The sequence below is a fragment of the Caldithrix sp. genome (assembly GCF_056497305.1).
On the sequence record NZ_JBSMDE010000085.1, the window covers coordinates 1 to 26,998 of the forward strand.

Annotated in this window: 24 protein-coding genes and 2 tRNA genes; 20 read left to right on the forward strand and 6 right to left on the reverse strand. The window is 47.8% G+C overall.

Translation table 11 applies throughout. The annotated features are described in order from the left end of the window. Positions 1-103: 103 nt before the first annotated feature. Positions 104-178: transfer RNA gene (locus ACWB0I_RS07390), tRNA-Val, on the reverse strand. Then, entirely contained in the window at positions 169-423 is a 255-nt protein-coding gene (locus ACWB0I_RS07395; protein WP_479387415.1) for a hypothetical protein, read from the reverse strand. The genes ACWB0I_RS07390 and ACWB0I_RS07395 overlap by 10 nt, the downstream gene beginning before the upstream one ends. Positions 424-557: 134 nt before the next feature. Here ACWB0I_RS07395 and ACWB0I_RS07400 point away from each other — a divergent pair, with 134 nt between their 5' ends. The 5 genes from ACWB0I_RS07400 (at position 558) to ACWB0I_RS07420 (ending at position 6,024) form a co-directional block, all read left to right on the forward strand. Beyond that, positions 558-1,541: an MlaD family protein gene (locus ACWB0I_RS07400; RefSeq protein ID WP_479387416.1), complete on the forward strand. Its 984-nt coding sequence runs from the start codon at positions 558-560 to the stop codon at positions 1,539-1,541. After that, a complete protein-coding gene (locus ACWB0I_RS07405) occupies positions 1,522-2,142 on the forward strand; it encodes an ABC-type transport auxiliary lipoprotein family protein (RefSeq protein WP_479387417.1) in 621 nt (206 codons plus the stop codon). The genes ACWB0I_RS07400 and ACWB0I_RS07405 overlap by 20 nt, the downstream gene beginning before the upstream one ends. Positions 2,143-2,154: 12 nt before the next feature. Next, positions 2,155-3,246 (forward strand): ABC transporter permease, encoded by a 1,092-nt coding sequence (locus ACWB0I_RS07410; RefSeq protein ID WP_479387418.1) that lies wholly within the window; start codon positions 2,155-2,157, stop codon positions 3,244-3,246. Beyond that, positions 3,246-3,977, forward strand: coding sequence for an ABC transporter ATP-binding protein (locus tag ACWB0I_RS07415; protein ID WP_479387419.1), 732 nt, complete (start codon positions 3,246-3,248; stop codon positions 3,975-3,977). The genes ACWB0I_RS07410 and ACWB0I_RS07415 overlap by 1 nt, the downstream gene beginning before the upstream one ends. 106 nt (positions 3,978-4,083) lie before the next feature. After that, entirely contained in the window at positions 4,084-6,024 is a 1,941-nt protein-coding gene (locus ACWB0I_RS07420) for a ComEA family DNA-binding protein (RefSeq protein WP_479387420.1), read from the forward strand. Positions 6,025-6,029: 5 nt separating this feature from the next. Here the strand turns inward: ACWB0I_RS07420 and ACWB0I_RS07425 are convergent, their stop codons facing one another. From ACWB0I_RS07425 to ACWB0I_RS07440, 4 genes are read right to left on the reverse strand one after another with little or no spacing between them, the layout of a single operon-like run. Beyond that, complete coding sequence (locus ACWB0I_RS07425) at positions 6,030-6,422, reverse strand: carbonic anhydrase (RefSeq protein ID WP_479387421.1); 393 nt, start codon at positions 6,420-6,422, stop codon at positions 6,030-6,032. A gap of 15 nt (positions 6,423-6,437) precedes the next feature. Next, positions 6,438-7,940, reverse strand: a complete 1,503-nt coding sequence (locus ACWB0I_RS07430) for an ABC transporter permease (protein WP_479387422.1) — start codon at positions 7,938-7,940, stop codon at positions 6,438-6,440. Further along, positions 7,937-8,857: an ABC transporter ATP-binding protein gene (locus tag ACWB0I_RS07435; RefSeq protein ID WP_479387423.1), complete on the reverse strand. Its 921-nt coding sequence runs from the start codon at positions 8,855-8,857 to the stop codon at positions 7,937-7,939. Before ACWB0I_RS07435 ends, ACWB0I_RS07430 begins: the two co-directional genes overlap by 4 nt. A 13-nt stretch (positions 8,858-8,870) precedes the next feature. Further along, positions 8,871-9,464, reverse strand: coding sequence for a YigZ family protein (locus tag ACWB0I_RS07440; RefSeq protein ID WP_479387424.1), 594 nt, complete (start codon positions 9,462-9,464; stop codon positions 8,871-8,873). A gap of 223 nt (positions 9,465-9,687) precedes the next feature. Between ACWB0I_RS07440 and ACWB0I_RS07445 the strand changes: the two genes are divergently transcribed. The 15 genes from ACWB0I_RS07445 (at position 9,688) to ACWB0I_RS07515 (ending at position 26,826) form a co-directional block, all read left to right on the forward strand. Then, positions 9,688-9,762: transfer RNA gene (locus ACWB0I_RS07445), tRNA-Asp, on the forward strand. Between the two features lie 781 nt (positions 9,763-10,543). Beyond that, positions 10,544-11,782, forward strand: coding sequence for a GAF and HD-GYP domain-containing protein (locus tag ACWB0I_RS07450; protein WP_479387425.1), 1,239 nt, complete (start codon positions 10,544-10,546; stop codon positions 11,780-11,782). A 410-nt stretch (positions 11,783-12,192) separates the two neighbouring features. Continuing rightward, on the forward strand, positions 12,193-12,615 hold the full coding sequence (locus ACWB0I_RS07455) for an NADH-quinone oxidoreductase subunit A (protein ID WP_479387426.1): 423 nt from the start codon (positions 12,193-12,195) through the stop codon (positions 12,613-12,615). After that, positions 12,612-13,250: an NADH-quinone oxidoreductase subunit B gene (locus ACWB0I_RS07460; RefSeq protein WP_479387427.1), complete on the forward strand. Its 639-nt coding sequence runs from the start codon at positions 12,612-12,614 to the stop codon at positions 13,248-13,250. The genes ACWB0I_RS07455 and ACWB0I_RS07460 overlap by 4 nt, the downstream gene beginning before the upstream one ends. A gap of 35 nt (positions 13,251-13,285) precedes the next feature. Continuing rightward, entirely contained in the window at positions 13,286-15,034 is a 1,749-nt protein-coding gene (gene nuoC, locus ACWB0I_RS07465; protein WP_479387428.1) for an NADH-quinone oxidoreductase subunit C/D, read from the forward strand. A 21-nt stretch (positions 15,035-15,055) separates the two neighbouring features. Then, on the forward strand, positions 15,056-15,520 hold the full coding sequence (gene nuoE / locus ACWB0I_RS07470; protein ID WP_479387429.1) for an NADH-quinone oxidoreductase subunit NuoE: 465 nt from the start codon (positions 15,056-15,058) through the stop codon (positions 15,518-15,520). 14 nt (positions 15,521-15,534) lie between these two features. Continuing rightward, the gene (nuoF, locus tag ACWB0I_RS07475; RefSeq protein ID WP_479387430.1) at positions 15,535-16,806 is read left to right on the forward strand and encodes an NADH-quinone oxidoreductase subunit NuoF; all 1,272 of its coding nucleotides are present in this window, start codon (positions 15,535-15,537) and stop codon (positions 16,804-16,806) included. 2 nt (positions 16,807-16,808) lie between these two features. After that, complete coding sequence (gene nuoG / locus ACWB0I_RS07480) at positions 16,809-19,508, forward strand: NADH-quinone oxidoreductase subunit NuoG (RefSeq protein ID WP_479387431.1); 2,700 nt, start codon at positions 16,809-16,811, stop codon at positions 19,506-19,508. A gap of 4 nt (positions 19,509-19,512) precedes the next feature. Beyond that, on the forward strand, positions 19,513-20,469 hold the full coding sequence (gene nuoH, locus ACWB0I_RS07485; protein ID WP_479387432.1) for an NADH-quinone oxidoreductase subunit NuoH: 957 nt from the start codon (positions 19,513-19,515) through the stop codon (positions 20,467-20,469). A gap of 61 nt (positions 20,470-20,530) precedes the next feature. Continuing rightward, positions 20,531-21,046 (forward strand): NADH-quinone oxidoreductase subunit NuoI, encoded by a 516-nt coding sequence (gene nuoI / locus ACWB0I_RS07490; protein ID WP_479387433.1) that lies wholly within the window; start codon positions 20,531-20,533, stop codon positions 21,044-21,046. Between the two features lie 34 nt (positions 21,047-21,080). After that, entirely contained in the window at positions 21,081-21,611 is a 531-nt protein-coding gene (gene nuoJ / locus ACWB0I_RS07495) for an NADH-quinone oxidoreductase subunit J (RefSeq protein WP_479387434.1), read from the forward strand. Then, positions 21,611-21,919 (forward strand): NADH-quinone oxidoreductase subunit NuoK, encoded by a 309-nt coding sequence (gene nuoK / locus ACWB0I_RS07500; protein WP_479387435.1) that lies wholly within the window; start codon positions 21,611-21,613, stop codon positions 21,917-21,919. Before nuoJ ends, nuoK begins: the two co-directional genes overlap by 1 nt. A gap of 1 nt (position 21,920) precedes the next feature. After that, positions 21,921-23,813 (forward strand): NADH-quinone oxidoreductase subunit L, encoded by a 1,893-nt coding sequence (nuoL, locus tag ACWB0I_RS07505; protein WP_479387436.1) that lies wholly within the window; start codon positions 21,921-21,923, stop codon positions 23,811-23,813. After that, positions 23,810-25,378, forward strand: coding sequence for a complex I subunit 4 family protein (locus ACWB0I_RS07510; protein ID WP_479387437.1), 1,569 nt, complete (start codon positions 23,810-23,812; stop codon positions 25,376-25,378). Before nuoL ends, ACWB0I_RS07510 begins: the two co-directional genes overlap by 4 nt. Further along, positions 25,375-26,826, forward strand: a complete 1,452-nt coding sequence (locus tag ACWB0I_RS07515; RefSeq protein WP_479387438.1) for an NADH-quinone oxidoreductase subunit N — start codon at positions 25,375-25,377, stop codon at positions 26,824-26,826. Before ACWB0I_RS07510 ends, ACWB0I_RS07515 begins: the two co-directional genes overlap by 4 nt. Positions 26,827-26,998 lie beyond the last annotated feature (172 nt).

The window sequence follows — 26,998 nt, forward strand, 5'->3', positions numbered from 1 at the left end:
GATTCGAACCTACGACCCTCCCGACTTGTCGGGATGCTCAAGACCAACTTAGTGATTTTTTTTCAATAAAAAGAGTCTACCGAATTGGCAGGCTGAAAGAGTGTGGGCGATGTAGGATTCGAACCTACGACCCCCTGCTTGTAAGGCAGGTGCTCTAGACCAACTGAGCTAATCGCCCTTGACTTTACCCTTGGCCATTATGGCCACAGGAATTACAATGAGATAGGCAATGATCAGCACAATGGGCGCCAGATGTAAAGAGAGAAATCCTTCTGCCGGAGGCTGAGCCATAAAAATGTAGCCCAGAATGATCAAGCCCAACCCTACAAGAAAAATATTGATGTTTTTCTTGCTGATAACAATGGCTTCCACTCGTTTTTCGTGGCGCTTTTTCTGATCTTTTTTTCTGGCTTGTTTAGCCATTTTGCTTACTCTCGCGTTAATTTTGAGCCCCAAATATAACCAGAATTTCACCCTCTTGCAAAAATTTTTTAATTTGTTTGAATTGATTACTTTCTTTGCTTAATTTCGTAAAAATTGCAAAGGAAGATCGAGCGATGAAGTCAAAATCGCAAAAAATACGACTGGGTATCTTTGTCTTTGTGGGGCTGTTGTTACTACTGGGTCTGGTGCTTATTCTCTCCATTGAAAGGTATTTTAAGGAAAAAGACATCTACTACATCAAATATCAAAATGTGTCTGTTAGCGGACTCGATGTGGGCAGCGCGGTAAAATACCTGGGTGTGCATATTGGTTCCGTTCAGAAAATTGAAATTGATCCCCGCAACATCAGTCAGATCATTGTAACCATTGGCGTACAGCATGGCACACCCATCAAGCAGGATGTGGTGGCCGATATCTCCACTGTTGGCATTACGGGTCTTAAAATCATCGAATTACGCGGTGGAACGCAGGAAGCGCCATTGCTCAAGCCAGGAGGTAACATTCAGCCAGGAAGATCCTTAACCGAAGAGATAACCGGTAAGGCCGAAGTACTGGCTGAAAAGATTGAATTGATCTTAAACAATCTGCTGCAACTGACTGATCCTCTCAATCAAAAGAAGGTTATCAACCTGGTTGAAGAGTCGCAGTCCGCGGTCAGTCGGTTAAATCGAATTTTGGCTCAAACCGAACCCCGCCTGGAAAATGTGATGGCCCATCTCGACAGCACCACGGGGCATCTAACCTATGCCGCGCGTTCGGCCAGAAATACCCTGCAAACCATCGAACAGGTAGTGGAATCGGATACCTTTAAAATGACCATGCGCAATATTGCTGAAGTCACGGAAAAGCTGAACAAAGCCAATATTTACAATCTAGATGAGGATCTGAATTTTGCTGTTGATCGCCTGAATCACTTGTTGGAACAGGTGGACTTATTGGTCAACATGAACAGCGTGCGTCTGAATCAGACCATGGAACAGTTAAATCAGACCATGCAGTATCTGAATAGTGCCGCCCGCCAGATTGATGAAGACCCATCTATTTTGCTGGGTGGCAGTAAACCGGAGAATCCGCCAGATGAAAACCTTAAAGACTAAACTACTCGTTACTTTGCTGAGTTTTTTAATTTTTTCTCTGACAAATTGCACCAGTGAACGCGTTTTGAAAAAAATTTATGTGCTGGATGAACAAATCGATTCCACCCTCATCCATCCAACTCCGCTGCCCTATGCCGTAATGATTGAGCCGTTCTGGGCCAGTCCCGCCTACAGGACAAGGCAAATTGCGTTACGCACCAATGGACATGAGCTGCAGTATTATTACTACCACCAATGGAGTGAAGCGCCGGCCGTGGCCTTCAGGTTTTTGTTGTGGCGCAAATTAAAATCGCTCAATCTGTTTCAAAATTGCGAGTTAGCCGTAGGCCAGGTTTTCCCGCAATACGGCATCGGTGGAACATTGGACAGGGTAGAGGTCAGAGCCCGGGACAAAACCCATAAATTCCCTCAGGCTGCCATTAAAGGCCGACTCGAACTGTTCGAGTTTAAAACGCGTCAAACCGTGGTTGCCCACACATTTGAACGGGCCATGCCCCTAACCAAAAAATTTTCCATGAACCAGTTCGTGACAGCAGTAAACCAGATGGTTAATAGTGAACTGGACCAATTCATTGCCAAAATCGTAAAACAGTTGCAATAGTGGATTGATTGCATGGACCCGTTAAACATTACCCTGCCCGAGCACTTCGATCATACACAGATTAAGTCCATAGAAAAGATGCTTCTTAAATACAAAAGCAAAACATTTGCCGGGCAGACTCTTTTGCTCGACTTTCAGAATATGCGCCAGTTGGATAGCGCCGCCGCTGTCTTTTTGTATCATCTGAAAGAGGAATTTAAAAGCAGAGGCATTGAACTGCGCTGGCTCAACGTTGCTCCTGAGGTAGAGAAAACGCTCAGGTTATTTAAACCGGTTAAACCGGCCCCTTTGTCGCAGCCCGCGGCAAACCTATTTGAGCTTATTGGGCAGGCCGGCTACAATCTGCTCACTCAATTTAAAGAATCCGTTTTTTTGTTCTCGAATATCGGCTTCTGGTCGGTGGTGAGCCTTTTAAAACCGCGATTACGCAGAAAGGGGGAGATCAGCAACCAGGGCGTTTTAGTGGGGGCCAATGCCTTACCCATTGTGGCCTTGATTGCCTTTCTCATCGGTTTCATCCTGGCATTGCAATCAGCGGCGCAATTGCGCCAGTTCGGGGCCAATATTTACGTGGCAGATTTAATTGCCATTGCCATGGTCAGCGAGATGGGGCCATTGATCACCGCCATTTTAGTAGCTGGGCGGTCCGGATCGGCTATTACCGCCGAAATTGCGACCATGAAGGTAAGCGAAGAAATCGATGCCCTGACTGTGATGGGCGTGGATCCCATCCCCTACCTGATCGTGCCCAAACTCTATGCCCTGGTGATCACCTTACCACTGCTAACCGTATTTGCCAATATCATTGGCATTTTGGGCGGAGCCATTATTGGCGTTACCTATCTCGATATTGGCTTCTACGCTTTTTTCAAAGAAGTTTTTACTGTTTTGCGCTACAAAGAAATTGTTACCGGTCTGGTGAAAAGTTTGACCTTTTCGATCATTATTTTGTTTACCGCTGCCTATTTCGGTTTTAAAGTAAAAGGCGGCGCCGAAGGCGTGGGCCGGGTGACTACCTCCTCGGTGGTCGCCTCCATCTTTTTTGTGATTGTGGCCGATAGTCTGTTAGGATTAATCTTTTATTTTGGAGAACCAGCCTTCTGATGAATGAACCGGTCATTCAGGTCCAGAATTTGGTCAGTGGTTACGAAGATCAGATTATTTTAGACCAGATTACCTTCGATGTAACGCCTGGCGAAATTCTGGTAATTTTAGGCACCAGCGGTTGTGGTAAAACCACGCTGCTCAAACACTTGATTGGACTCATGCAGCCTTTTTCGGGCCAAATTTCATTGTTGGGCAAAGATTTGCTAAAGGCCGATGAAAAAGAATTGCTAAGCCTCATGCAGCAGGTGGGCGTCCTGTTCCAGAACAGCGCTTTGTTGAATTCCATTACCGTGGCAGAAAATGTAGCCATCCCTCTGGAACAGCACACCAATCTGAGCGCGGAATTGATCAAAGAAATTGTGCAGGTAAAGTTGTCTCTGGTGGGCTTGAAGGATGCCGCTTTGTCTTTGCCTTCGGAGTTGTCCGGCGGCATGCGCAAACGGGCCGCCCTGGCCCGCGCTATTGCGCTCGATCCCAAAATCCTGTTTGCCGATGAACCGGGTGCCGGGCTGGATCCGGTAACCGCTGCTTCTCTGGATCGTTTGTTGTTGAATTTGCGTGATTTGCTGGGTATGACTTTGATTGTCGTTACCCATGAGGTGGCCAGTATTAAACGCATAGCCGATCGTATTCTCTTTTTGCATCAGGGCCAGGTGGCTTTCTGGGGCCCTTTAAAGGATGCTTTGAATTCGGATATTGAACCCGTGCGTGAGTTTTTTACGGTTTGATTCGTCTGCACTCCATGCACGATGGTCAAGGACAGGGAAAAAGTCCTGATTCTTGCTTTGACCTCTTTTTGACTTTTTTCAAATCGACAGGTAAAAATAGCCATTTTTGACCATGTTCAAAACCGGTTTGCTTTTACCCATTCTGGTCTTGACTCTTTATTTAAAGGTTCCGCTTTGGGCCCAGCAGAACGATGTGCTGGAACGCTGGTTCGATTTAATTCATGATGACCCAACTCTGGCCGAAATCCTGACTGAGTTGCGCGAAAATCCTGTGCCTGTAAATCAGGCAGACCGCCAACAATGGCAACGTATTCCATTGATCACCCAGCAAGAAATTGATTCCATTTTGAGCTATCGTCAGCGGCGGGGAACCTTTACCAGCATTCGTCAGCTTCAGAAAATCGTTGGCCGTGAGAAATATCGCCTGATCCGACCGTTTGTGATATTGAGGCCCGTCAAGAGAGAGAAAACGATTTTAACGCAGCGCAATTACTGGAGTGTGGAAACTCCCCAGGAAATCCTTACAGGAAAATTTAACGGGAGCAAGCTGTACAACCTGACCCGCTTTCAATATCTGAAAAAAGAACAGTGGGCGATGGGCTTGGTTTTGCAAAAAGATGTGGGAGAATCGTCTTTCAACGATTACTGGAATGCCTTTGCTGCTTACTACTCTAAACACTGGCAGCTATTCCTGGGCAGCTACTATTTACAGTTTGGGCAGGGCTTGCTTTTTGCCTCTCCTTTTGGTCGTGTAAAGACCAGCCTGGTCATGTTACCGTTTCAATCTGGCCTCAACAAGGTAAGCCCCTATCAGGGCACGGCAGAAAACTGGGCCCAGACCGGTCTCTGTTTCAAAGGCCAGATGCACCGTAACCTGCAAATCATTCTCTTTGGCGCCCGTAATCTTCGCGATGGACGTTTTAACCCGGAAACGCGACGCATCATCGGTTTTGAGTTTTCCGGGTATCACCGTTCGACAACAGAGCGAGCCCGGCAGGACATCATCCAGGAAAACGTGTTTGGCTTGCAGGTAACGCATCGTTTAAAACCGGGTGTGCAGGCGCAATGGACGCTGGTGCAATTTCATTACAGACCAGGCATTGAACGTAACGAATGGAATGTAAAATCCTCTGAGTTGCGGAAAAAATTTTACGATTTTAATGGCGATGATCTCCTGTTGAGCAGTCTGGCCTATGATGTTCAAAAAAGAGATTGGCATTTAAGCGGAGAAATTGCCGGCGGCAGACACAGCGCTCCGGCCTGGACGCAAAGTTGCTGGCTGCAAAAAGAACCATTGCGCACCGGCCTCATTTTCTGGAATTTGGCGCCTGGTTTTCACTCACCTTATGGTAGGGTGTTGGGCCAGAGCGATCCCTTTCCCGGAGCGATACGTGGATTGTACGGGGCCCTCAGCTGGCAGAGAGGTAACTGGGAGTTCAATTTCTACAAGATTTTGAGTCAGGATTTATGGCGCAGCTATCAAAGCCCGTTTCCGCAATTAAAAGACGAATGGCTGGCGCAACTGCGCTGGATGTTTGGAGAGCATGATTTGACGCTGCGCTGGCGGGAAAAAGTGACTGGATTTTCAGGCCAGGAACCAGGCTCCGGTTTCCAGCAAGCGGATGAAATTCGAATTCAATATGCTACTCAGCTGAAGAACAGGATTGAATTTAGAACGCGGCTGGATAGCAAACACCTGAAACACTCCGGTCAAAAGGGTCTACTTACTTTTCAACAAATCCGCTGGGTTGTGTCACGGCGCTTGCGTTTGTATTTCAGAGTGACCTTTTTTAGAACCGATGCCTATGATTCCAGAATTTACGAGTACGAGCAGGACGTGCCCGGAAGTTTTGCCAATTATCCTCTTTATGGACAGGGATTTAAATGGTACGGACTCATTCAGTGGCAGCCGTTTAATGGTTTGAAAATCTGGCTCAAATATCGCTATTTATTCATTAAAGACAATGCCTTAGCCGATGTGGATTATGGGCGGAATGTCAGTGCGCTAAAACGTCTGCTGCATTTGCAAATCAGGGCGACCTTTTAAGACATTCAGCCATCCGCCTCCAAAGGCCTTATCTCTTCCACCTGCCATTTTTCATTGACCCATAAGCCAATAATTTGCACATCCCTAAAGTGCTGTTTAAGGAAATTGATGGCTTTCTGGATGTGTTCGATCTGCACGGCTTTTGGGTTAGGATTGCCGGCGCAGTCGTGGTGGCCAATCACGGCAATGTGTTGCGATTGATGAGCCCTTAGAGAGATACGAATTCTGGAGAGTAGAGAATCAATCAGCTGCCTGTCGGTCTGTTCAGCCAGAATGCGGTTTGGACCGGCTTCGGTAATCATATCGACAAAGAGTCGATCAAATCGTTTCTGCAAATAAGAGATCACTGCAGTTTGAATTCGACCATCCATGCAGTTAATGGCTGTACAAAATTGCATCCAATATCTCCATAGTTACCACACTTTAATCCAGCGCCAGATTTCCCGTGGAATGGGTTTTTTTCCGACCATTAATGTGGACATGCGAAAAATCCGTCCGGCAATAAAGACCATGGCCGCAATGGAAAGCAACATCAAAATAATGGTGCCATAGATATCGAACATGATGGGCGTGGTGGAAAGCGGAATGCGCATAATCATGAACGATGGCGTTAAAAAGGGAATAAAGCTCAGAATACGAATGACCGGTGCATTGGGATCGGCCAGAACCAACAACGAGAGCAGTACTGGGAAAATGGCAATAGTACGCAATAGCTGATTGATCTGTTGGGCGTCATACTCGCTGGCCGAGACCGAGCCGATGGTAACGAAAATGGAACCATAAAACAAAAAGCCCAGACTAAAGTAGATGAGAAAATAGAGAGCATTCTGCCAGTTCAGGTAAGTGATTTTGTCGCCCGGAATAACCCCGATGGAGATCAAAAGCAGGGTGATGGCGAACCAGCTGAATATTTGCACCAGACCTAAAAAGCCCAAACCAAAAATTTTACCGCCCATAAGCTGACTGCTGGAAACGTAAGAGAGTAAAATTTCAATCACCCGATTGGACTTTTCTAAAAGGACGCTGCTAAAAACATAGCCGCCGGCCGTAAAAATAGCCATGAAAAGTAAAAAGACGCCAATTAAAGGGCCGTAAAACTGGACATAAAAGTTCCACTCCTGTTGCCCTTCGGGTAACAACTGGTATTTTTTGAGATAGATGGGCCGGAACCAGCGGCGGATTTTGCTGCGAGGAATCTGGTCATTTAAAATGCGCTTCTTGATAATAATGGTTTGCAGAATTTTCTCGAAACGGTCAATCTCTTTTAAGTCGCCCGGCGTCTTGGTGTGATATTCCACAATACCGTTTTTTGCAAAATCTGGTCCAAAGACCAGGTAAGCGTTTAAAACATCCATGTGCAACAGGGAGTCTGCGGTTTTGAGCGCTTCACGTTTGTAAAGCGAATCCATGGCCGATTTGAAGCGGGAGAGCTCAATTTCGATCAGTTCTTTCTCTTCTCTGGTATTTTGCAGTTTTTCGTAGGAGGTGCGTAAAACGTAGTCGCGATTTGGAATGCGTCGGTTTTTGTAATATTGCATGCGCTCGCTCTTGATCTGTTCATAAGCCAGGTTGATGGAATCCAGACGCGCCTTGATCTCTTCATATTTGGCAAGCATCTGTTTGTACGGTCTGGAATTGCCCACGGCCACATTCATTACCAGGTACTCAGAGGACTGGTTTTCCAGACGGTAGCTACGACTCAGTTCCCGCTGCAGCTCTTCTTTGATGTTCTGACCGGAAAGATCGATTAAACCGATAAGTTTGGTGGTAATCTGGGGTTGTAAATTGAAAATGAACAGAGGCAATGTAATGACAGCAGCAAACAAAAAAGGCGAAACAAACGTGTTAAACAGAAAGGAACGCGATTTAATGCGCGTGGTAAATTCCCAGCGGGCAATACGAAAAATATTTTTCATTTTGAATCCTCAGTCTGTTCCTGAATCAAACGGATAAAAATATCGTGCAACGATGGCTCAAATACTTCAAAACGCAAGATGCGTGCCTTTTGCTCCACCTGTTTTAAAAGATCGGTCAGTTTGAGTGTCTTGTTTTCGAGGACAAACTTGTAGCTGTTTTTTCCTTCTTCAATGATTTGCAGGCCGGACATTTCGGCTAGCTGCGGAATAGGGCGGTCTGCTTCAATGTAATAGGCGTCTTCACGAAACTGTTTCTTGATCTTAGAAATGGGGCCGTCTATTACCACCTGAGCCTGGTTGATTAAACAGATGTGGTCGCACAGTTTTTCGGCCTGATCCATCAGATGTGTGGAGAGGATCAGAATTTTGTTCTTGCTTTTGTATTCTTCCAGAAGTTCCTGTAACACCGATTGGTTAATGGGATCCAGACCGGTGAACGGCTCATCCAGAATCAACACATCTGGATCATGTAAAAAAGCCGCAATAAATTGAATTTTCTGCTGGATGCCTTTTGAGAGTTCATTGATGTGGGCGTCGGTGTATTCCACAATACCCAGACGATCTAAATAACGAATGGCTTCGACCTCGGCCTTACGAATCGACAGGTTGTTCAGGGTCCCAAAGTAGACCAGAACATCCAGCACCCTGGCTCTGGGGTAAAGGCCCCGTTCTTCGGGCAGATAACCAAAATGGACGCCTTTTAATCTTTGACGACGGATGCCATTAAAAAGAATTTCTCCTTCGTCCGGCTGCAGAATGTTCATGATTATACGCATGGTGGTCGTTTTGCCGGCCCCATTGGGTCCCAATAAACCAAAGGTTTCGCCGCCCTGTACTGTAAAACTCAGGTTGTTTAAAACCACATGGTCATTAAAACGTTTACTGACATTCTGGACTTCCAGAATATTCTGTTCCATGAATTCCCGACCTCTATTTGATTAATTCAAACTGCCCGTGAGTTGCATTCTGTAATTTGAGTAAAAATTCATCCATTTTGCTTTGTGGTAATTCGACGTAAAAGGTCACGCCATTAGAATAATCGCTGTGCGTAACCCGTCCACCCAATTGACCGAGCAAATGGTAGATGTGGTTTTCGTGCGCAAAAGGGGTTTTGATTTGTAAGGAACCGGTTTTGATTTTTTCTTTGATTTTCAGCGATTTCAGGGCTTCTCTGGTAGCATCGCCATAGGCGCGAATGAGTCCACCCGTACCCAGTTTTGTCCCCCCAAAGTAGCGGGTTACCACACAAAGCACCTCGAACAGGTTTTGCCCTTCGAGCGCCTGCAAAATGGGTTTGCCAGCCGTGCCCGAGGGTTCGCCATCGTCAGAAAAGCGGAAAGTCTGTTCATCAATTCGGTAGGCAAAACAGTTGTGGGTAGCATCATAATATTGCTTTCTAACAGTCGCGTATGTTTCTTCAGCTCCCTCTTTACTTTTAACCGGGAAGATTTGCGCAATAAATCGGGAACCTTTAACATTCAACCTGGCTATAGCCCTGGAGGCGGGTACTAAGTAGCGATCCATAAGCGTTTACAACTGTAATATTAACATAAGATTAAAAATTTTAGTTACTTAAATACTTGCGTTCAATTTAGATAAACAACAGGTATTTGTCAAGGCGGGCAACAAATTCGTGGAACATGAAGGCCAGCGAACTGTAAATAATTGAGAAATGATAGAAACCGGAAAAAATGATTTGAAATGATTAAAAAATGTCTTTATATTTGAAATCTATTGCAATAACAATGGTCCGGTAGTTCAATCTGGTTAGAGCACCTGCCTGTCACGCAGGAAGTTGCGGGTTCGAGTCCCGTCCGGACCGCTTTTCAAAGGTTCACGAAGGCACTTCGTGAACCTTTTTTTTGGGGGGTGTGACGCAAAGGCAGTGTAGAGCTTCAGCTCGAGACGTTGTAAGGGCGAAGCATTTTTTGCAAAGTCTTTCTCAAAAGCGATTTTAACTTATACACAAAGAGGTTGCGCTAATTGGAACAACCTTCAGCAAAATGCTTCGCCCTTACGCCTGAGAAAGATTTCTCCACTTTGCACGTCGCTTTCGCCCCGCGCATCGGTCGAAATGACAGTTAATTGGTTTCAAGCGCACCGTAACTCGAACTTTAGCTCGGGCCCTCCACAGGCAGAAACAATTTCCCCCTGGTCCCGATTTTCGTGGAGAAAGTAGCAGGAGGTGAGGACGAAAAAGACAAAGCCTGCTTTAGCGAAGCGAAAATCCCGATTCTCGGGGACAGGCCCGTCTGGCCACCGGACAGGCTTGTCCGGCCGTAGGACGGGCCCGCCAGTCTGGCAAAGCGCAGCCGGACAGGCCATTCAACCGTTCAACTAATCAACAATTCAACAGCTTTACTTACTCACACAGCACAGAAATTTTTGCATTCCGCTATGGCGGAATAGATCTTTTGAAGGGAGTATTTTAAACGTTTTACCGGGTCGTCTTGCTATTTTTATTCAGGCCCTTGCTTCTGGCCTTTATTAGAGATGATTTTTGAAAAACGGATTATTTTTCATTGCGCAACTGTTTTAAATATCTGTAGATTTGTGCCGAATACGATTTAGGAACGTTTTAATAGCAGCAAAGGATTAGCTGGATGCTAAACCACACTCAAAAATTAAACCGCCTGGTGGAATTTGGCCTTGAAATCAGCCAGGTGGCCGATCTCGACCTGCTGCTGGAAAAAGTGTTGAGTGAAGCGAGATTTTTGTTCAATGCTGATGCGGGATCGATTTACATCAGGGAAGGGCATCTGTTGCGCTTTACCATTTCCCAGAATGAGACTTTGCAAAAACGACTGCCCAAAGGCAAAAAATTAATTTACACTTCTTTTACCCTGCCGATTAACAACAATTCGATTGCCGGCTATGTGGCCAATAATGACTACACTTTGAACCTGCCCAATGTGTACAAACTGGATCCGAACTTGCCTTTTTCTTTTAATCCGGAGTTTGATAAAATCAGTGGCTACCACACCCAATCCATGTTGACCATCCCCATGAAGAATACGCGGAACCAGATCATCGGTGTGTTGCAATTGATTAATGCTCAGGACGATGCCGGGCATATTGTTCCCTTTGATCCCGAAGATGAGCCCATTGTGAAGCATTTTGCTATTTACGCGGCCAATGCCATTGAACGGGCGCAAATGACGCGGGATACCATCGAACGTATGATCAGCATGGCCGAGCTAAGAGACCCCAAAGAGACCGGCCCTCATGCCAATAGAGTGGCGGCCTATGCAGTGGAACTCTTTGAGGCCTACGCCCACAAAAAAAACATGCCTCAGAAAGAGATCGATCGAACCAGAGATGCTCTGCGTATGGCAGCCATGCTCCACGATGTGGGCAAGGTAGCGATTTCTGATACGATTTTGAAAAAACCTGGTAAATTAACGGATGAAGAATACGAAATCATGAAGTTACACACCATTCATGGCGCACGGCTTTTCCTCAATCCCCGCTCGGATTTTGATGATTATTCGGCGATTGTGGCATTGAACCACCATGAACGCTGGGACGGTAAAGGCTATCCCGGGCACGTTGATCCTTTAAGCGGTAAGCCCCTACCAGGTTACGAAGATGAACATGGTAAAGCTCGCGGCAAAAGGGAGGAAGAAATTCCGCTCTTTGGTCGTATTGTAGCCCTGGCCGATGTGTACGACGCGCTCTCTTCCAGGCGCGTTTACAAACAGGCCTGGTCAGAAGAAAAAGTTCTGCAGGTGCTGGAAGAGGAAAGGGGAAAACAATTCGATCCCAATCTGGTGGATTGTTTTTTTGAGAGATTGGAGAGCATCCGGGCCATTGCTTCAAAATATCCGGACCGCGAAGATTGATCGCTACAAAGCATTGCGGTCAACCAGGACCGCGCCATCGTACAACCGGCCGTGGTCTTCAACCATTACTGTTTATTTTTGTGGACGAACTTATTGCTTCCCGATCGCATAACTGAATGGGCAGTAACGTACTCAGCAAAATTTTTTTAGTCCTCTCAGTGCGCAAAAAATTCAGAAAAGATGTAAATCCATCGGAAAAATAGTAAATTTTTTTTTCAAAAAATGTAAAAATGATTAGCGTTGAAATAATTTTATTTTTATCTTTGCGTCTTATGCAGTTCATTGAGAAAATTTTCATATTTTGGGGAATAATTCATTTACTGAATGCGTAATAAAGTTTTTTACGCCAAAATAATTGAAAAATTTCACAAACTTTAACCCTGTTTACGATTTAAGAAAGGGATTTGGTTTTGGAAGTTACAACACCTCAATGGCCATTGCTGGTGTACATCGTGGCCGTTCTTGGCCTGGTAAGTATTATGATCGGGCTTTCCTATCTTTTAGGGCAAAGACACAAAGAGCGGGCCACCGGTGACTATTATGAGGCGGGTATTTTGCACACCGGTACCTCCCAGATTCGTTTTACGGCCCACTTTTATTTAATCGCTCTTTTCTTTATTATTTTCGATTTAGAAGCGGTCTTCATTATTGCCTGGGCTATCGCTTACAAAAGCGTCGGCTGGCTGGGCTTTGCGGGCGTTGCTATTTTTATTTTGATTTTATTGATCGTGCTTGTTTACGAATGGCGTATTGGTGCCTTGAACTTTGCAGCCGATGGCAAAAAGATTATTCAAAAAATGAATGAATTAAAAAAGGTGAATCGACAATCATGAAATGGTGGTTAAGCAAACCCAATCAATCCATAAAGGGTGCTCTGCAGGATACCTCGGTGGAAGAGGCGGTTAAGCAGAGCGTGTTGTTAACGCGCTTGCAAGACCTGATTGCCTGGGGGCGTAAAAACTCTCTCTGGCCTTTTAACTTTGGCCTTTCCTGCTGCTATGTGGAGATGGCGACCAGTATTACCAGTAAATACGATCTGGCCCGCTTCGGGGCCGAAGTGATTCGTGGCACGCCCAGAGAGGCAGACATGATGATCATTGCCGGTACGGTTTTTTTGAAGATGGCGCCCATCATCAAACGGCTTTACGAGCAGATGATGGAGCCGCGTTGGGTGATTTCCATGGGTTCCTGCGCCAACTCAGGTGGGATGTTCGACGTTTATTCCGTGGTGCAGGGGGTGGACAAGTTTCTGCCTGTGGATGTTTACGTACCTGGCTGCCCACCGCGTCCCGATGCATTTCTGGATGGCTTAATGCGTCTGCAGGAATTGGTAGGCAATGAAAAACGGCCGTTAAGCTGGGTGGTTGGGCCGCAGGGAGTCATTAAACCGGAAAAGCGCATTGTGCGTGATGAGCGCTGGCCGGAAAAGAAAAAGACAACCTTTTTAAAGCCGCCGGATGAAATTTAACCTTAAGTGTCAGTCAAAATAGCGAAGATTAAAATATGACGTACGATCATAGTGTTGTTGAGCAGTTGAAACAGGAATTTGGGGCCCATAGTATGGTCTTGCAAAAAACGCAGGACGGCCTGCCCACAGTTTACGTGCAACCAGAGATGGTTGGCCAGGTGCTGAGATATTTAAAAAACAAGATTTCCAAACCGTACAAAATGTTGTACGATTTAACGGCCATTGACGAGCGCAATCGCCAGCACACAGAAGACCTGCCAAAGGGCGAATTTACGGTAGTGTACCATCTGCTTTCCTTTGATCGCAATTCGGATTTGCGTGTTAAGGTGGCTCTGCAGGGCGAGTATCCCTCCATCCGGTCCGTGACGGACATCTGGGCTAATGCCAACTGGTACGAACGGGAAGTGTACGACATGTTTGGCATCAGGTTTGACGGTCACCCCAATTTGCGCCGCATTTTGATGCCCGAAACCTGGGAAGGTCATCCGCTGCGTAAAGACCATCCGGCCAGAGCCACGGAAATGGGGCCCTTCCAGTTGCCGGATGATAAGCAGGACAGAGAGCAGGAAGCGCTGCAATTTAAACCGGAAGAATGGGGATTGCAACGTTCTTCGGAAGATACGGATTTCATGTTTCTGAATCTGGGGCCGCAGCATCCTGGAACACACGGCGTGCTGCGTCTAATTTTACAATTAGATGGCGAAGAATTGGTGGATGTGGTGCCGGACATTGGCTTCCACCACCGGGCACAGGAAAAAATGGCCGAACGCCAGACCTGGCACACCTATTTACCCTACACCGACCGCATCGACTACCTGGGCGGCGTCATGAATAATCTGGCTTATGTATTGGCGGTTGAGACCTTAGCCGGCATCGAAGTGCCCGATCGGGCCAAGGTCATTCGCATCATGCTCAGCGAGCTTTTCCGCATTGCCAGCCATCTGGTCTGGTACGGGACCTTTGCCCAGGATGTGGGCCAGATGTCGCCGGTCTTCTACATGTTCAACGACCGTGAACGCATCTTTGACATTATTATGGCCATTACCGGCGATCGCATGCATCCCAACTGGTTTCGCATCGGTGGGGTGGCTCAGGACCTGCCCAAAGGCTGGGACAAACTGGTCAAGGACTTTATCGATTATTTCCCGAAACAATTGAAGACTTACGACAAGCTGGTCATGAAAAACAAAATTATCAAGGCTCGAACTGTAGGCATTGGCGCTTACACCACGGAAGAGGCCATTGAGTGGGGCGTTACAGGTCCTGGCTTGCGGGCCACCGGTCTGGAGTGGGATTTTCGTAAAAAACGTCCTTATGGTGGCTATGACCAGTTTGAATTTGACATTCCCACCGGTCAGAATGGGGACGGGTACGATCGGGCCCTGGTGCGTATTGAAGAGATGCGTCAGAGTTTACGCATCATCGAGCAGTGCTGGAAGAACATGCCGGAAGGTCATTACAAATCGGATCATCCTTTAACCACGCCGCCGCGCAAAGAACGTACCATGCACGATATTGAGACACTGATTAACCATTTTCTGAATGTAACATGGGGGCCGGTCATTCCGCCGGGCGAGGCCTTTCATGGGATTGAAGCCACCAAAGGCAACAATGGTTTTTATCTGATCAGTGACGGGGGAACCAATTCCTATCGTACGCGTGTTCGAACTCCTTCCTTTCCCCATATTCAAATGGTGCCCTACATCAGTCGCGGGCACACCATTGCTGACCTGCTGGCTATTTTAGCCAGCATTGATTATGTTTTAGCCGATGTTGACAGGTAAATCAATAATACGGATTGCGTTATGCTGAACGAGAAAGAAATCGTAGAAATAGAAGAACATATCAAACACTATCCGCGCAAACAGGCTGCTGTCATCGAAGCTTTGAAAGTGGTGCAGGCCCACCGCGGTTATGTTTCTGACGAGAGCGTAAAAGACATTGCCCAATTTTTAGAAATGACGCCGGATGAAGTGGATAGCGTGGCTACCTTTTACAATCTCATCTTTCGTAAGCCGGTAGGGGAGCACGTTATTCTGCTTTGCGACAGCGTGAGTTGCTGGATTATGGGCTACGAAAATGTGCGGGATCACTTAAAACAAAAATTGAAAATAGATATTGGCCAGACCTCAGAAGATGGGAAATTTACGCTTTTGACCATTCCCTGTCTGGGAGCCTGTGATCGGGCGCCGGCCATGATGGTGGACAATGACCTGCACGGTCAGTTAACCCCTGAAAAAATCGATCAAATTCTTGAAAAATATAAGTGAGAATAGATTAGCCTATGGAACGACCATTAACACAACATATTCGGCCCGGTGAAACCAATTTTTTAAAGGATTACCAGAAAAATGGCGGGTATCAGGGATTGAAAGCCGCTTTAAAAATGACGCCTAAAGAAGTGCAGGAAGTGGTGAAAAAATCGGGGCTGCGCGGCCGGGGCGGCGCCGGTTTCCCTACGGGTTTAAAGTGGAGTTTTGTGCCCATCGGCGATGATGCGCCGCGTCCCAAATACCTGATTGCCAATGGCGACGAAATGGAACCGGGCACTTTTAAAGATCGCCTGCTGTTAGAAGGCGATCCTCACCAGTTAATTGAAGGCATGATCATCAGCGCGTACGCCATTCAGGCCGAAATTGGCTACATCTTTTTACGCTGGGCTTACAAAAAAGCAGAGCAGATCATCAGCAAGGCGTTGAATGAGGCGTACGAAGCCGGCCTGTTGGGTAAAAACATATTAGGCAGCGGCTTTAATTTTGATCTGTATTTGCACACCAGCGCCGGGCGTTACATCTGTGGAGAAGAGACGGCGCTGCTTAATTCGCTGGAAGGCAAACGGGCTAATCCCAGAGCCAAGCCGCCATTTCCACAAACCAGCGGGTTGTTTGGTAAACCCAGTATCGTCAACAATATCGAAACCCTGTGTAATGTCCCCCACATCCTGCGCAATGGCACGGACTGGTATCACAGTCTCAGCCTTAGCGTGGATGGCGGCACCAAGATCTTTGGCGTGAGCGGCAAGGTAAACAATCCTGGCTTGTGGGAATTGCCCCTGGGCGTAACCTTGCGTGAAGTGCTGGAAGAAAAAGCTGGCGGGCTGCGTAAAGGAGTTAAGTTTAAAGGATTGCTACCGGGTGGCGCTTCGACCGATTTCCTGGTCGAAGAACATATGGACATTAAGCTGGATTACAAAGGCGTGGAAGAAGCCGGCAGCCGCCTGGGCACCGGTACGATGATCGTGTTAGACGATCAGACCTGTGTGGTGGGCATGGTGCACAACTTAGAGCAGTTTTTCGCTCAGGAATCCTGCGGCTGGTGTACGCCCTGCCGGGATGGGCTGCCCTGGGCCCGCAATATTTTGTGGGCCATTGAAAACGGCCAGGGCAAGATGGAAGACCTTGAAATCCTGGCCGGAATGACCAAAACGTTGGGCCCGGGCCACACCTTTTGCGCTCTGGCTCCCGGCGCCATGGAGCCATTGCAAAGCGCTTTAAAATATTTTCGTGAAGATTTTGAGCGTCATATTAAAGAACAACGCTGCCCCTGGAGGTCTTGAGAATGGTTAAGATTACAATAGATGGCAAAACATACCAGGTCGAGCCGAAAAAGAATCTCTTACAAACGGTTTTGTCTTTGGGCCTGGATTTACCCTATTTTTGCTGGCATCCGGCCATGGGATCGGTTGGCTCCTGCCGGCAATGTGCGGTGAAAAAATACGCCGACGAAAACGATCAGAAAGGCCGAATTGTCATGGCCTGTATGGAACCTGTGGTTGACGGCCTGCGCATCTCAATCAATGATCCGGAGGTTAAGCAGTTCCGGGAAAACATCATTGAGTTGATTATGACCAACCATCCGCACGATTGTCCGGTGTGTGATGAAGGTGGCGAATGCCACTTACAGGACATGACTCTGATGTCCGGCCATAACTATCGCAGATACGAATTTAATAAGCGTACGCACAAAAACCAGTATCTGGGGCCCTTTATCAATCATGAAATGAACCGCTGCATTGCCTGCTACCGCTGCGTTCGCTTTTACCGCGAATACGCCGGGGGACGCGATTTCAATGTGTTTGCTTCGAGGAATCACGTCTTTTTTGGCCGTTACGAAGATGGCGTGCTGGAAAATGAGTTCAGCGGTAATCTGGTCGAAGTTTGTCCTACGGGTGTGTTCACCGACAAGACCTACAAACAACATTACACGCGTAAATGGGATTTGACCACGGCGCCCAGTATTTGTCATAATTGCAGCCTGGGATGTAATATCATCGCTGGTGAACGTTACGGCCTGGTTCGCCGGATTGCCAGTCGCTACAACGAAAAAGTAAACGGTTATTTTATTTGCGACCGCGGACGCTTTGGCTACGAATATGTCAACAGCGACCAACGGATTAAAGAACCCCTGCGCCGCGGACAGGCTTCCGGTCAGTTAGAGCCGGTGGATGTGCCCACGGTGTTTGAATTCGTAAAAAAAGTGATGAATAAGAAGGGCAACATTCTGGGCATTGGCTCTCCCAAAGCATCGCTTGAATCCAATTACGCTTTACAAAAACTGGTGGGTAAAGAACACTTTTTTGCCGGAGTCGATGCGCTGGAACATCGCCTGGTGCTCAAAGCCATGGACATCATGCAAAACGGGCCTTCCAATGTTCCATCCTTAAAACAAACCGAAAAAGCCGATGTGGTGCTGGTGCTCGGAGAAGATGTGACCAATACTGCGCCCATGCTGGCCCTGAGCCTGCGCCAGGCTTCGCGGGTGCGCCCCATGGAACTACCCATCAAAATGAACATTCCTACCTGGCATGAGATGGCTGCTATGGAAATCATGCAGGATGAACGTGGGCCGTTTTTTGTGCTGACGCCCAATGAAACCAAACTGGATGATGTGGCTACGGCCACCTATCGCAATGCGCCGGACAATATTGCCCGTTTAGGGTTTGCCATTGCTCACGAAATCGATCCCAATGCTCCGGCCGTAGAAAATCTGAGCGAAAAAGAACGTCAATTGGCCATACAGATTGCCGAAGAGTTGATCAGGGCCAAAAAGCCATTGATCGTCAGCGGCGTCTCATTGCTGAACGAAAAGATTCTGGAAGCCGCGGCCAATATTGGTCGGGCCATTGACAAAAAAGAAAAGATTGCTGATCTGTTTTTTGTATTGCCGGAAGCCAACAGCTTTGGTCTGGCTACGCTTGAAGAAAAGACGCTGGAAGACGCCTTACAGGCCGTGGAGCAAAATAAATTTGAAGCGATCGTTATTCTGGAAAACGATTTGTACCGTTGCCTACCTGAAGACCAGGCTGACAGGCTGTTAGGCGGCGCCGAAAAAAAGGTGGTGCTTCACTACCTGCAGAACAAGACCACAGAAAAAGCGGACCTGGTCGTTTCTGTAGGGCCCTTTACTGAAAGCGACGGCACATTGATTAATAATGAAGGTCGAGCTCAGCGTTTCTTCCAGACCTTCTATCCGCAAGAAACCATTAAAGAGAGTTGGCGCTGGCTGGCCGGTTTTATGGAAGACAATGGACTGGTTGCCGAAAATGAACTCAATAATCTGGACGATGTGATCCACGCTCTGGTAAGCGATTACCCGCAGCTAAGTGCTGTGAAAGAAGCGGCTCCGGACAGTAAATTCCGCATTAATGGGCAAAAAATTCCGCGCCAGTCGCACCGCTTTTCAGGCAGAACGGCGATCCAGGCCCATGTGAATGTGAGCGAACCTGCTCCGCCTGAAGATCCGGACACGCCCCTTTCCTTTTCAATGGAAGGCTACAACGGCCCTACGCCGCCGGCTACACTTTCGCGTTTCTGGTACCCTGGCTGGAACTCCAATCAGGCGGTAAACAAGTTTCAGATTGAGGTGGGCGGCGGTCTGCACGGCGGAGCTCCAGGCGTGCGTATTTTTAAACCCCGTTTAGACAATGAACCCGAATACTTTAAAGAAGTCCCGGCTGCCTTTGAACCCGTGGCCGGCCAGTGGTTGACCATTCCGCTGTATCTGTTTTATGGTAGCGATGAATTTAGCCGGCACACGCCCGGCGCGCAGGAGGTTATTCCCCAGCCCTTTGTTTTACTCAACACTAAAGATGCCGAGGCCTTTAAAAGGCCCAGTGTAAAAATAGAGCTGGCAAACCAAACCCTGGAACTACCGGTAAAAGGCAGTCCCCATTTGCCCCGGGGGCTGGCAGCTTTGCCCGTAGGAATGCCGGAAATCGGTTTTGTAAGTTTACCAACCATGGCAAAAATTACAGGATAGTGTTATGAACGAAACCCTGTTTTATCTGATATTGATTGTTGGCGTTCTGGTGGTCATGCTTTCCGTGGCTGCGCTGTTAATCTGGTACGAGCGGCGCATGCTGGCCTTGTGGCAGGATCGTTACGGTCCGAATCGTGTGGGCCCTTTTGGTCTGGTGCAGGTCATGGCCGACATGGTTAAAATCTTTTTTAAAGAGGACTGGATTGCGCCCTTTGCCGATAAGTGGGTATTTATCATTGCCCCGACCTTTGTGGTTATCGCCATTCTGATGGGCTTTGCTGTGGTCCCCTTTGGTCCGGGCCTGGTAGTAGCCGATCTGAATATCGGTTTGTTGTTCTTTCTGGCCATGTCCTCACTGGGCGCCTACAGCATTTTTCTGGGCGGCATATCGTCCAACAATAAATACGCGTTGATCGGCTCCCTGCGTGGGGCAGCTCAGGTCATTTCTTATGAAGTGTTCATGGGCCTTTCGTTGATGGGCGTGGTTATCATGAGCGATTCATTTAGTCTGGTGAAGATTGTGGAAGCCCAGAGGACGATCTGGTTTGTAATCCCGCAGTTCATCGGCTTTGTCATTTTTGTTATTGCCGGCTTTGCCGAATCGCACCGGGCGCCGTTCGATTTACCGGAAGCCGAAAGCGAGTTGATCGCCGGTTTTCATTCTGAGTATTCGGGCATGAAATTTGGCATGTTTTTCGTCGGAGAATATCTGGGCATTACGCTCATTTCGGCCATGATCGCCACACTCTTTTTCGGCGGATGGCTGGGACCGGCTTTCTTGCCACCGGTGGTCTGGTTCTTTTTGAAGACCGGTGTGTTTATTACCTTTTTTATTCTGGTTCGGGCCGCTTTACCCAGACCAAGGTACGATCAATTAATGGCTCTGGGCTGGAAGATCCTTTTGCCTCTGTCCCTGTTAAATGTGTTGGTAACCGGGGCGTTGAAATTATATTTTGGTTGAATTGACAGGCTCTGCCGGTTCAACCATTTAAACTGTAAACTCAAATCAGGCTGGAGAATAGATGTTTAGCATTTTACGCAGTATCTGGCTAACATTGCTTCATACGTTTAGCAAGCGTTTTACGGTACAGTACCCGGAGGAGAAACCGTATCTTCCGGCGCGTTACCGAGGACGCATTGTTTTGACCCGTGATCCGGATGGACAGGAACGATGTGTGGCCTGTAATTTATGCGCGGCCGCCTGTCCGGTGGACTGCATCGCTCTGGAGGCAACCGAAGATGAGACCGGGCGGCGTTACCCCAAGTTTTTCCGCATCAATTTTTCGCGCTGTATTTTTTGCGGCTATTGCGAGGAAGCCTGCCCTACTTACGCCATTCAACTTACCCCCGATTTTGAACTGGCGGAATACGATCGGCAAAACCTGGTTTACGAAAAGGAACATCTTTTGATTGACGGACAGGGCAAGTATCACGGTTACAATTTTTACCGTATTGCCGGTTACGCCATTGGCGGAAAAGACAAAGGCCAGGCTGAACACGAAGATCCGCCCATTGATGTGCACGATTTAAAACCGTAATTAAGTTGAAGTTGAGAATAAAGGGCCATTATTCATGACACTATTATTTTATCTTGCAGCGTTCATTGCCATAGTCGCATCGATTCTGGTTGTTACGCGTACCAACATCATTCATGCTTTGCTCTACATGGTTGTTGCGCTGTTGGCCACGGCCGTCATGTTCTTTTTGATCGGAGCGCCATTCATCGCCGCCATGGAAATTATTATTTACGCCGGCGCCATTCTGGTCATGTTTGTTTTTGTGGTCATGATGCTCAATCTTGGTCAGCGCGGCATTCAGCAGGAAAAACAATGGCTCTCATCTGAAGGTTGGTACTTTCCCTCTTTGCTGAGTCTGATTTTGCTCATAGAAGTTGGCTACATTGTTTTGTCTGGCAATCATCTTGAATTGGCCGGTCAACCGGTGGCTCCGCAACAGGTAGGCCGGCAACTGTTTTCGACCTACGTGCTGGGCGTTGAGTTAGCCGCTGTTTTGTTAATGGCTGGTATTATTGGCGCCTACCATCTGGCGCGACGTAAAAAACACGTGGTTCATCGTTTTTTAAATAACGAAGGAGGCGAGTAATGGCTTCCGTTTCTCTGAACACAGGTCTGCTTATTTCCGGTATTATGTTCTTTATCGGATTTATTGGCGTAATGATTCGTAAGAATATTTTGTTCATGTTGATTTCCATAGAAATCATGCTGAATGCGGCCGGTCTGGCCTTTGTTTTTGCCGGCGCGCGTTTTGGTCAGGCCGATGGCCAGGTGATGTTTTTGTTTATTTTGACTACAGCTGCCGCCGAGGTGGCTGTGGGGCTGGCCCTGGTCATCCAATTCTACCAAAAATTTAAAACCCTCAATTCCGATGCTGCTAATAAGTTGAGAGGCTGATATGTACGATTTATTATGGTTAGTTCCGGCATTGCCCTTTTCAGGTTTTTTAATCCTGGCGCTTTTTGGGAAAAAATTGGGTCGCACGCTTTCGGCTGTGGTCGGAGTGGGTTCTGTGGGCCTTTCAGCTGTGGTGACCATGCTGATCGGAATCCAGTTCCTGACCCATGCCCCTGAAAATGGCGCTTTTGTGCAAACGGTGTGGAACTGGATTGCAGCCGATGATTTTCAGGTGAACATTGCCTTCCATCTGGATGCGCTTTCCATGGTCTTTGTTTTTGTCATTACCTTTGTCGGATTCTGGATTCATCTTTACTCCGTGGAATACATGGCCGAGGATGATGGCTTCAGCCGTTTTTTTGCTTACATGAATTTGTTCGTGGGCGCCATGCTGATGCTTGTCCTGGGCGATAATCTGTTGCTCCTGTACCTGGGCTGGGAAGGCGTCGGTTTGTGTAGTTACCTGTTAATCGGTTTCTGGTACCGCGATCCGGCCAATGGTTACGCTGCTCGCAAGGCTTTTATTGTAACGCGTGTGGGCGATGCAGCCATGGCTGTGGGACTTTTTCTTCTGTTTTACAGTTTTCGATCGCTGAATATTCAGGAAATTTTATCCGTGGCTCCACATGTCTGGAGCACAGGCAACACATTGGCTGTGGCTTCCACCTTGCTTCTTTTGGGAGGTGCCGTTGGGAAATCAGCTCAATTACCGCTGCAGGTCTGGTTACCGGACGCCATGGCCGGCCCCACACCGACCAGCGCCCTGATCCATGCGGCAACCATGGTAACGGCTGGTGTGTATTTAATTGCCCGCATGAATGGCCTCTATTTGCTGGCTCCGATTTCCATGACGGCGGTGGCCATCGTGGGCGCGGCAACTCTGCTGGTGGCTGGTTTGGCCGGTGTAACCCAAACCGACATTAAACGCGTGCTGGCCTATTCTACGGTCAGTCAAATTGGTTACATGTTTTTAGCTCTGGGCGTGGGCGCCTGGAGCGCAGCTGTCTTCCATTTTATGATCCATGCTTTTTTTAAAGCCTTGCTCTTTTTGGGAGCCGGCGCCATCATTCTGGCCCAACACCATGAACAGAACATGTTCAAAATGGGCGGGCTGGCCAAAGCCTTGCCTGTCACCTTCTGGACCTTTTTGATTGGTTCCGGTTCGCTGGCCGCACTGCCGCTCATTACCGCAGGGTTTTACAGCAAGGATGCCATCATCTGGTATGCCTGGGCCGGTCCCAACGGTAGCTTGTATTTATGGCTGGCCGCTGTGTTTGGCGCTGTGATTACGGCCTTTTACACCTTTCGCATGGTCTTTGTTACTTTCTTTGGGCAACAAAAAATGGAGGTTTCGCACTACCCGGCCTGGAAGGTGCACCTACCGCTGGTTGTCCTGGCCTTTTTTGCCCTGTTTGGCGGATTCATCGAATTGCCAGGAACCATGGGGCACGTAACCCTGTTCAGCGATTTTATGAAATCGGTTTTGCCGGTAACCGAGGGCGGCCATCATCAGGCTACTCTGGAACTGTTTTCTCAGGGATTAACAGCTGTTCTGGCCTTACTGGCCATTTATGTAGCCTACTATCTGTATCTGAAAAACACGAAAATTGTGGCTGATTTTACGAGCACAACACCCGGACGCGCCCTTCAGCAATTTCTCCTTTCCGGTCTGGGCTTTGACTGGCTTTACGAGCGGTTGTTCATCCGGCCCTATGTCTATCTGGCGCGAATTAACAAACGGGATTTTATTGACCTGTTCTTTGTTTTTCTGGCCTGGCTGTCCAGGCAGTTCCACTACTTGTTTAAGTTAACGCAAACCGGTAAAGTACGCCGATACATTGTGGGCATCGCCCTTGGCGCTCTGGTATCAATAACAATTGTGGTGATCCTATGACATTAACATTTTTATTTGCATGGTTGGTTTTAGGCGGATTGTTGGCCTGGTTTTCAGGCCGCTGGAATAAAGAAGCGCCCCGCTGGATTTCGCTGGGCTTTTTAGTGGTGCATCTCATTGTTAGTGTGCGTTTGTGGCTCTCTTTTCTTGCGCAAAAGGGGCTTGTCCTGGAGCGGGGCCACTGGTTTTTAATGGAAAAAGCGAAATGGATTCCGCAGTGGGGCATTCAATATTTTTTAGCCGTAGATGGCCTCAGTATTTTGTTGATTGTCCTGACCAGTTTTTTAGGATTGCTGGCCGTGGCTTGTTCCTGGAAAGGCATTCAGGAACGCGTCGGCTTTTTCTTTTTTAATTTACTCTTAATTTTGGCTGGCCTGAGCGGTGTGTTTATGGCCCTGGATCTGTTTCTGTTCTACTTTTTCTGGGAAGTGATGCTCATCCCGCTCTACTTTTTGATTGGCATCTGGGGACATTCCAATCGCGTTTACGCTACCTTAAAGTTCTTTATTTTTACGCAGGCCAGCGGTCTCTTTATGCTCATATCCATTTTGGCTCTCTATTTTATTCATGGAGCCCAAACCGGACACTACACGTTCGATTACGTTGAATTGCTGGGAACGCAGGTACCGCCCAAAATAGCTTTCTGGTTGATGCTGGGCTTCTTTCTGGGATTTGGCGTAAAATTGCCCACGGTTCCTGTACACACCTGGTTGCCGGATGCCCACACTGAAGCCCCGACGGCGGGAAGTGTGGTTTTAGCGGGTCTGGTGCTTAAAGCCGGCGCTTATGGTTTTATCCGCTTTTTGATGCCTCTTTTCCCTCAGGCCGGAAAAGAGTTCGCCATGGTGGCCATGGTGCTGGGCATTATTGGTATTATTTACGCCGCCATTGTGGCCTTTGCCCAGAACGACCTGAAACGGCTGGTTGCTTACACCAGCGTTAGCCACATGGGATTTGTGCTGTTGGGCGTTTTTGCCTGGAACCAGCTGGCTTTGCAGGGCGCGGTCATGATCATTTTGTCTCACGGTCTGAGCACGGGCGCTCTGTTTATTCTGGTAGGTGATATCTACGACCGGCTGCACACACGCGACATGGATAAATTAGGCGGTTTGTGGGATATCTCTCCTAAACTGGGCGGATTCGGAATGGTGTTTGCCATGGCTTCTTTAGGATTGCCCGGCCTGGCCAATTTTGTCGGTGAATTTCTTGTGCTGTTGGGCGTGTTTCAGGTAAGCGTGCCCATTGCCGCTCTGGCAACGCTGGGTTTTATTGCTGCCACGGTCTATTCTTTGTGGATGATCCAGAAAACATTTTTTGGCAAAAATGTACAGCAATGGAAAATGCCCGATGCTTCACCCAGAGAAATTTCCATCTACAGTGCATTGGTTCTGGCCTTACTCTGGTTGGGTCTGTTCCCCAACACAGCCTTAAAAACTTCGCGCCAGGCCTTGAGAAATTTACAGTCCATTACGGCCCAGTACTTTAAATCTTCAAACACACTGTCCAACGATCCTACGGTGCAGGAGTTAAAGAAAAGTCGTTCGAATTACGGAGGTCTGGAATGACCGGTCACGATCTATTGAAGCTGATGCCCATCATTTATTTAGCCGCTACGCCTTTAGTGGTCATGCTGGCAATTGCCATAAAACGCGATCATAGTATTACGACGTTGATTTCAGTAATTGGCTTATTAATGGCTTTTTTTGCCATCCCCGGGGCCCGTTACGATTACGGAAATCCCTTTAGCCAACTTTTAAGCATCGATCATTATGCGTTGTTTTACTTTGGATTGATCTTTCTGTCAACCATTGCTTTAATCATTCCTTCCTATCAATATCTTGAACTGCGCTTTAAAGGCAATCGAGAAGAGTACTACCTGTTGTTGTTAACGGCTACGCTGGGATCAACGATTCTGGCGGCCAGCAACCATTTTGTTAGTTTTTTTCTGGGCCTGGAAGTGCTCAGTGTTTCTCTTTATGGATTAATTGCCTATCTACGGCAGAATGAGGAAGGCATTGAAGCCGGGTTGAAATATCTGGTGTTGGCTGCCGTTTCTTCCGCCTTTCTGATCTTTGGCATGGCTCTGATCTATTCGCAAAGCGGATCGATGCAGTTCAGCGAGGTCATCAAATTTTTGGCCCAAAAAGGCCATTACAACATCATCTCGGTTGCTGGGTTGAGTCTGATGGTGGTGGGGTTTGGCTTCAAATTAGCTGTGGCACCTTTTCATATGTGGTCGCCGGATGTTTACCAGGGCGCCCCGGCGCCGGTCACGGCCTTCATTGCTTCGGTTTCCAAGGGTGGCATTTTAGCTCTGCTTTTCCGCTTTTTTGCCCACTTTAACATCGTACAGTCTAAGCCCTTATTTGCCATCTTTGCTCTCATTGCCATTCTTTCCATGTTTGGCGGAAATTTACTGGCTCTTTTGCAAAGCAATGTCAAACGAATGCTGGCCTATTCCTCCATTGCCCACTTCGGTTACATTCTGGTGGCCTTCATTGCCGGCAACGCCCATCGCCATTTTAAGGGCGTGGAAGCCGCCACGTTTTACATTGTTTCTTACTTCATTACCATCATTGGCGCCTTTGTAATAGTTGGTTTAATTGCCACCGAAGAACGCGAAGCAATGGAAATGTCGGATTACCGCGGCCTGTACTGGAGGCATCCCTGGCTTTCTGTGGCCCTGTCGGCCATGATGTTCTCGTTGGCCGGAATTCCGCTGACCGCCGGATTCATTGCCAAGTACTACATTTTAACGGCCGGTGTTTCCAATAAATTGTGGGTGCTGGTTATTATTCTGGTCATCAATAGCGCCCTGGGAGTCTACTACTATTTGCGTGTCACCGTGGAAATGTTCAGTAATGTGGATGAAACAGAGAAGGCTGCGCTGATTACGCCGCAGGTAGGCATTTTTAGCGGCGTGCTGCTGGCCGTTTTAACCCTGGCTCTGATCTGGATTGGCGTCTATCCCACGGGACTCATTTACAGCATTCAGAATGCGGTATTATTTTAAACAGATGTTGGCCTGATGGCCGCTAAAAACAGAGTCGGGCCTGAACGGTTATGGGCCTTGCCCGAGGCCAGTGAAAGGGATCCCTCACTCCCCGCTAAAGCGGGATCAGAATGACAGTCGAAAACGGGCCTTCATCTTTTAGCAGCAACGCGACGTTTCACAAAATAATTCG

Bases quoted from the DNA above. Each gene is read 5' to 3' on its own strand.
- ACWB0I_RS07510 (WP_479387437.1), top strand. From the start codon at position 23,810: ATGACATTAACATTTTTATTTGCATGGTTGGTTTTAGGCGGATTGTTG.
- ACWB0I_RS07395 (WP_479387415.1), bottom strand. From the start codon at position 423: ATGGCTAAACAAGCCAGAAAAAAAGATCAGAAAAAGCGCCACGAAAAA.
- nuoE (WP_479387429.1), top strand. From the start codon at position 15,056: ATGCTGAACGAGAAAGAAATCGTAGAAATAGAAGAACATATCAAACAC.
- nuoJ (WP_479387434.1), top strand. From the start codon at position 21,081: ATGACACTATTATTTTATCTTGCAGCGTTCATTGCCATAGTCGCATCG.
- nuoC (WP_479387428.1), top strand. From the start codon at position 13,286: ATGACGTACGATCATAGTGTTGTTGAGCAGTTGAAACAGGAATTTGGG.
- nuoL (WP_479387436.1), top strand. From the start codon at position 21,921: ATGTACGATTTATTATGGTTAGTTCCGGCATTGCCCTTTTCAGGTTTT.
- ACWB0I_RS07405 (WP_479387417.1), top strand. From the start codon at position 1,522: ATGAAAACCTTAAAGACTAAACTACTCGTTACTTTGCTGAGTTTTTTA.
- ACWB0I_RS07430 (WP_479387422.1), bottom strand. From the start codon at position 7,940: ATGAAAAATATTTTTCGTATTGCCCGCTGGGAATTTACCACGCGCATT.
- nuoK (WP_479387435.1), top strand. From the start codon at position 21,611: ATGGCTTCCGTTTCTCTGAACACAGGTCTGCTTATTTCCGGTATTATG.
- ACWB0I_RS07400 (WP_479387416.1), top strand. From the start codon at position 558: ATGAAGTCAAAATCGCAAAAAATACGACTGGGTATCTTTGTCTTTGTG.
- ACWB0I_RS07435 (WP_479387423.1), bottom strand. From the start codon at position 8,857: ATGGAACAGAATATTCTGGAAGTCCAGAATGTCAGTAAACGTTTTAAT.
- ACWB0I_RS07440 (WP_479387424.1), bottom strand. From the start codon at position 9,464: ATGGATCGCTACTTAGTACCCGCCTCCAGGGCTATAGCCAGGTTGAAT.
- ACWB0I_RS07515 (WP_479387438.1), top strand. From the start codon at position 25,375: ATGACCGGTCACGATCTATTGAAGCTGATGCCCATCATTTATTTAGCC.
- nuoI (WP_479387433.1), top strand. From the start codon at position 20,531: ATGTTTAGCATTTTACGCAGTATCTGGCTAACATTGCTTCATACGTTT.
- nuoF (WP_479387430.1), top strand. From the start codon at position 15,535: ATGGAACGACCATTAACACAACATATTCGGCCCGGTGAAACCAATTTT.
- ACWB0I_RS07425 (WP_479387421.1), bottom strand. From the start codon at position 6,422: ATGCAATTTTGTACAGCCATTAACTGCATGGATGGTCGAATTCAAACT.
- ACWB0I_RS07450 (WP_479387425.1), top strand. From the start codon at position 10,544: ATGCTAAACCACACTCAAAAATTAAACCGCCTGGTGGAATTTGGCCTT.
- ACWB0I_RS07410 (WP_479387418.1), top strand. From the start codon at position 2,155: ATGGACCCGTTAAACATTACCCTGCCCGAGCACTTCGATCATACACAG.
- nuoG (WP_479387431.1), top strand. From the start codon at position 16,809: ATGGTTAAGATTACAATAGATGGCAAAACATACCAGGTCGAGCCGAAA.
- ACWB0I_RS07460 (WP_479387427.1), top strand. From the start codon at position 12,612: ATGAAATGGTGGTTAAGCAAACCCAATCAATCCATAAAGGGTGCTCTG.
- ACWB0I_RS07415 (WP_479387419.1), top strand. From the start codon at position 3,246: ATGAATGAACCGGTCATTCAGGTCCAGAATTTGGTCAGTGGTTACGAA.
- nuoH (WP_479387432.1), top strand. From the start codon at position 19,513: ATGAACGAAACCCTGTTTTATCTGATATTGATTGTTGGCGTTCTGGTG.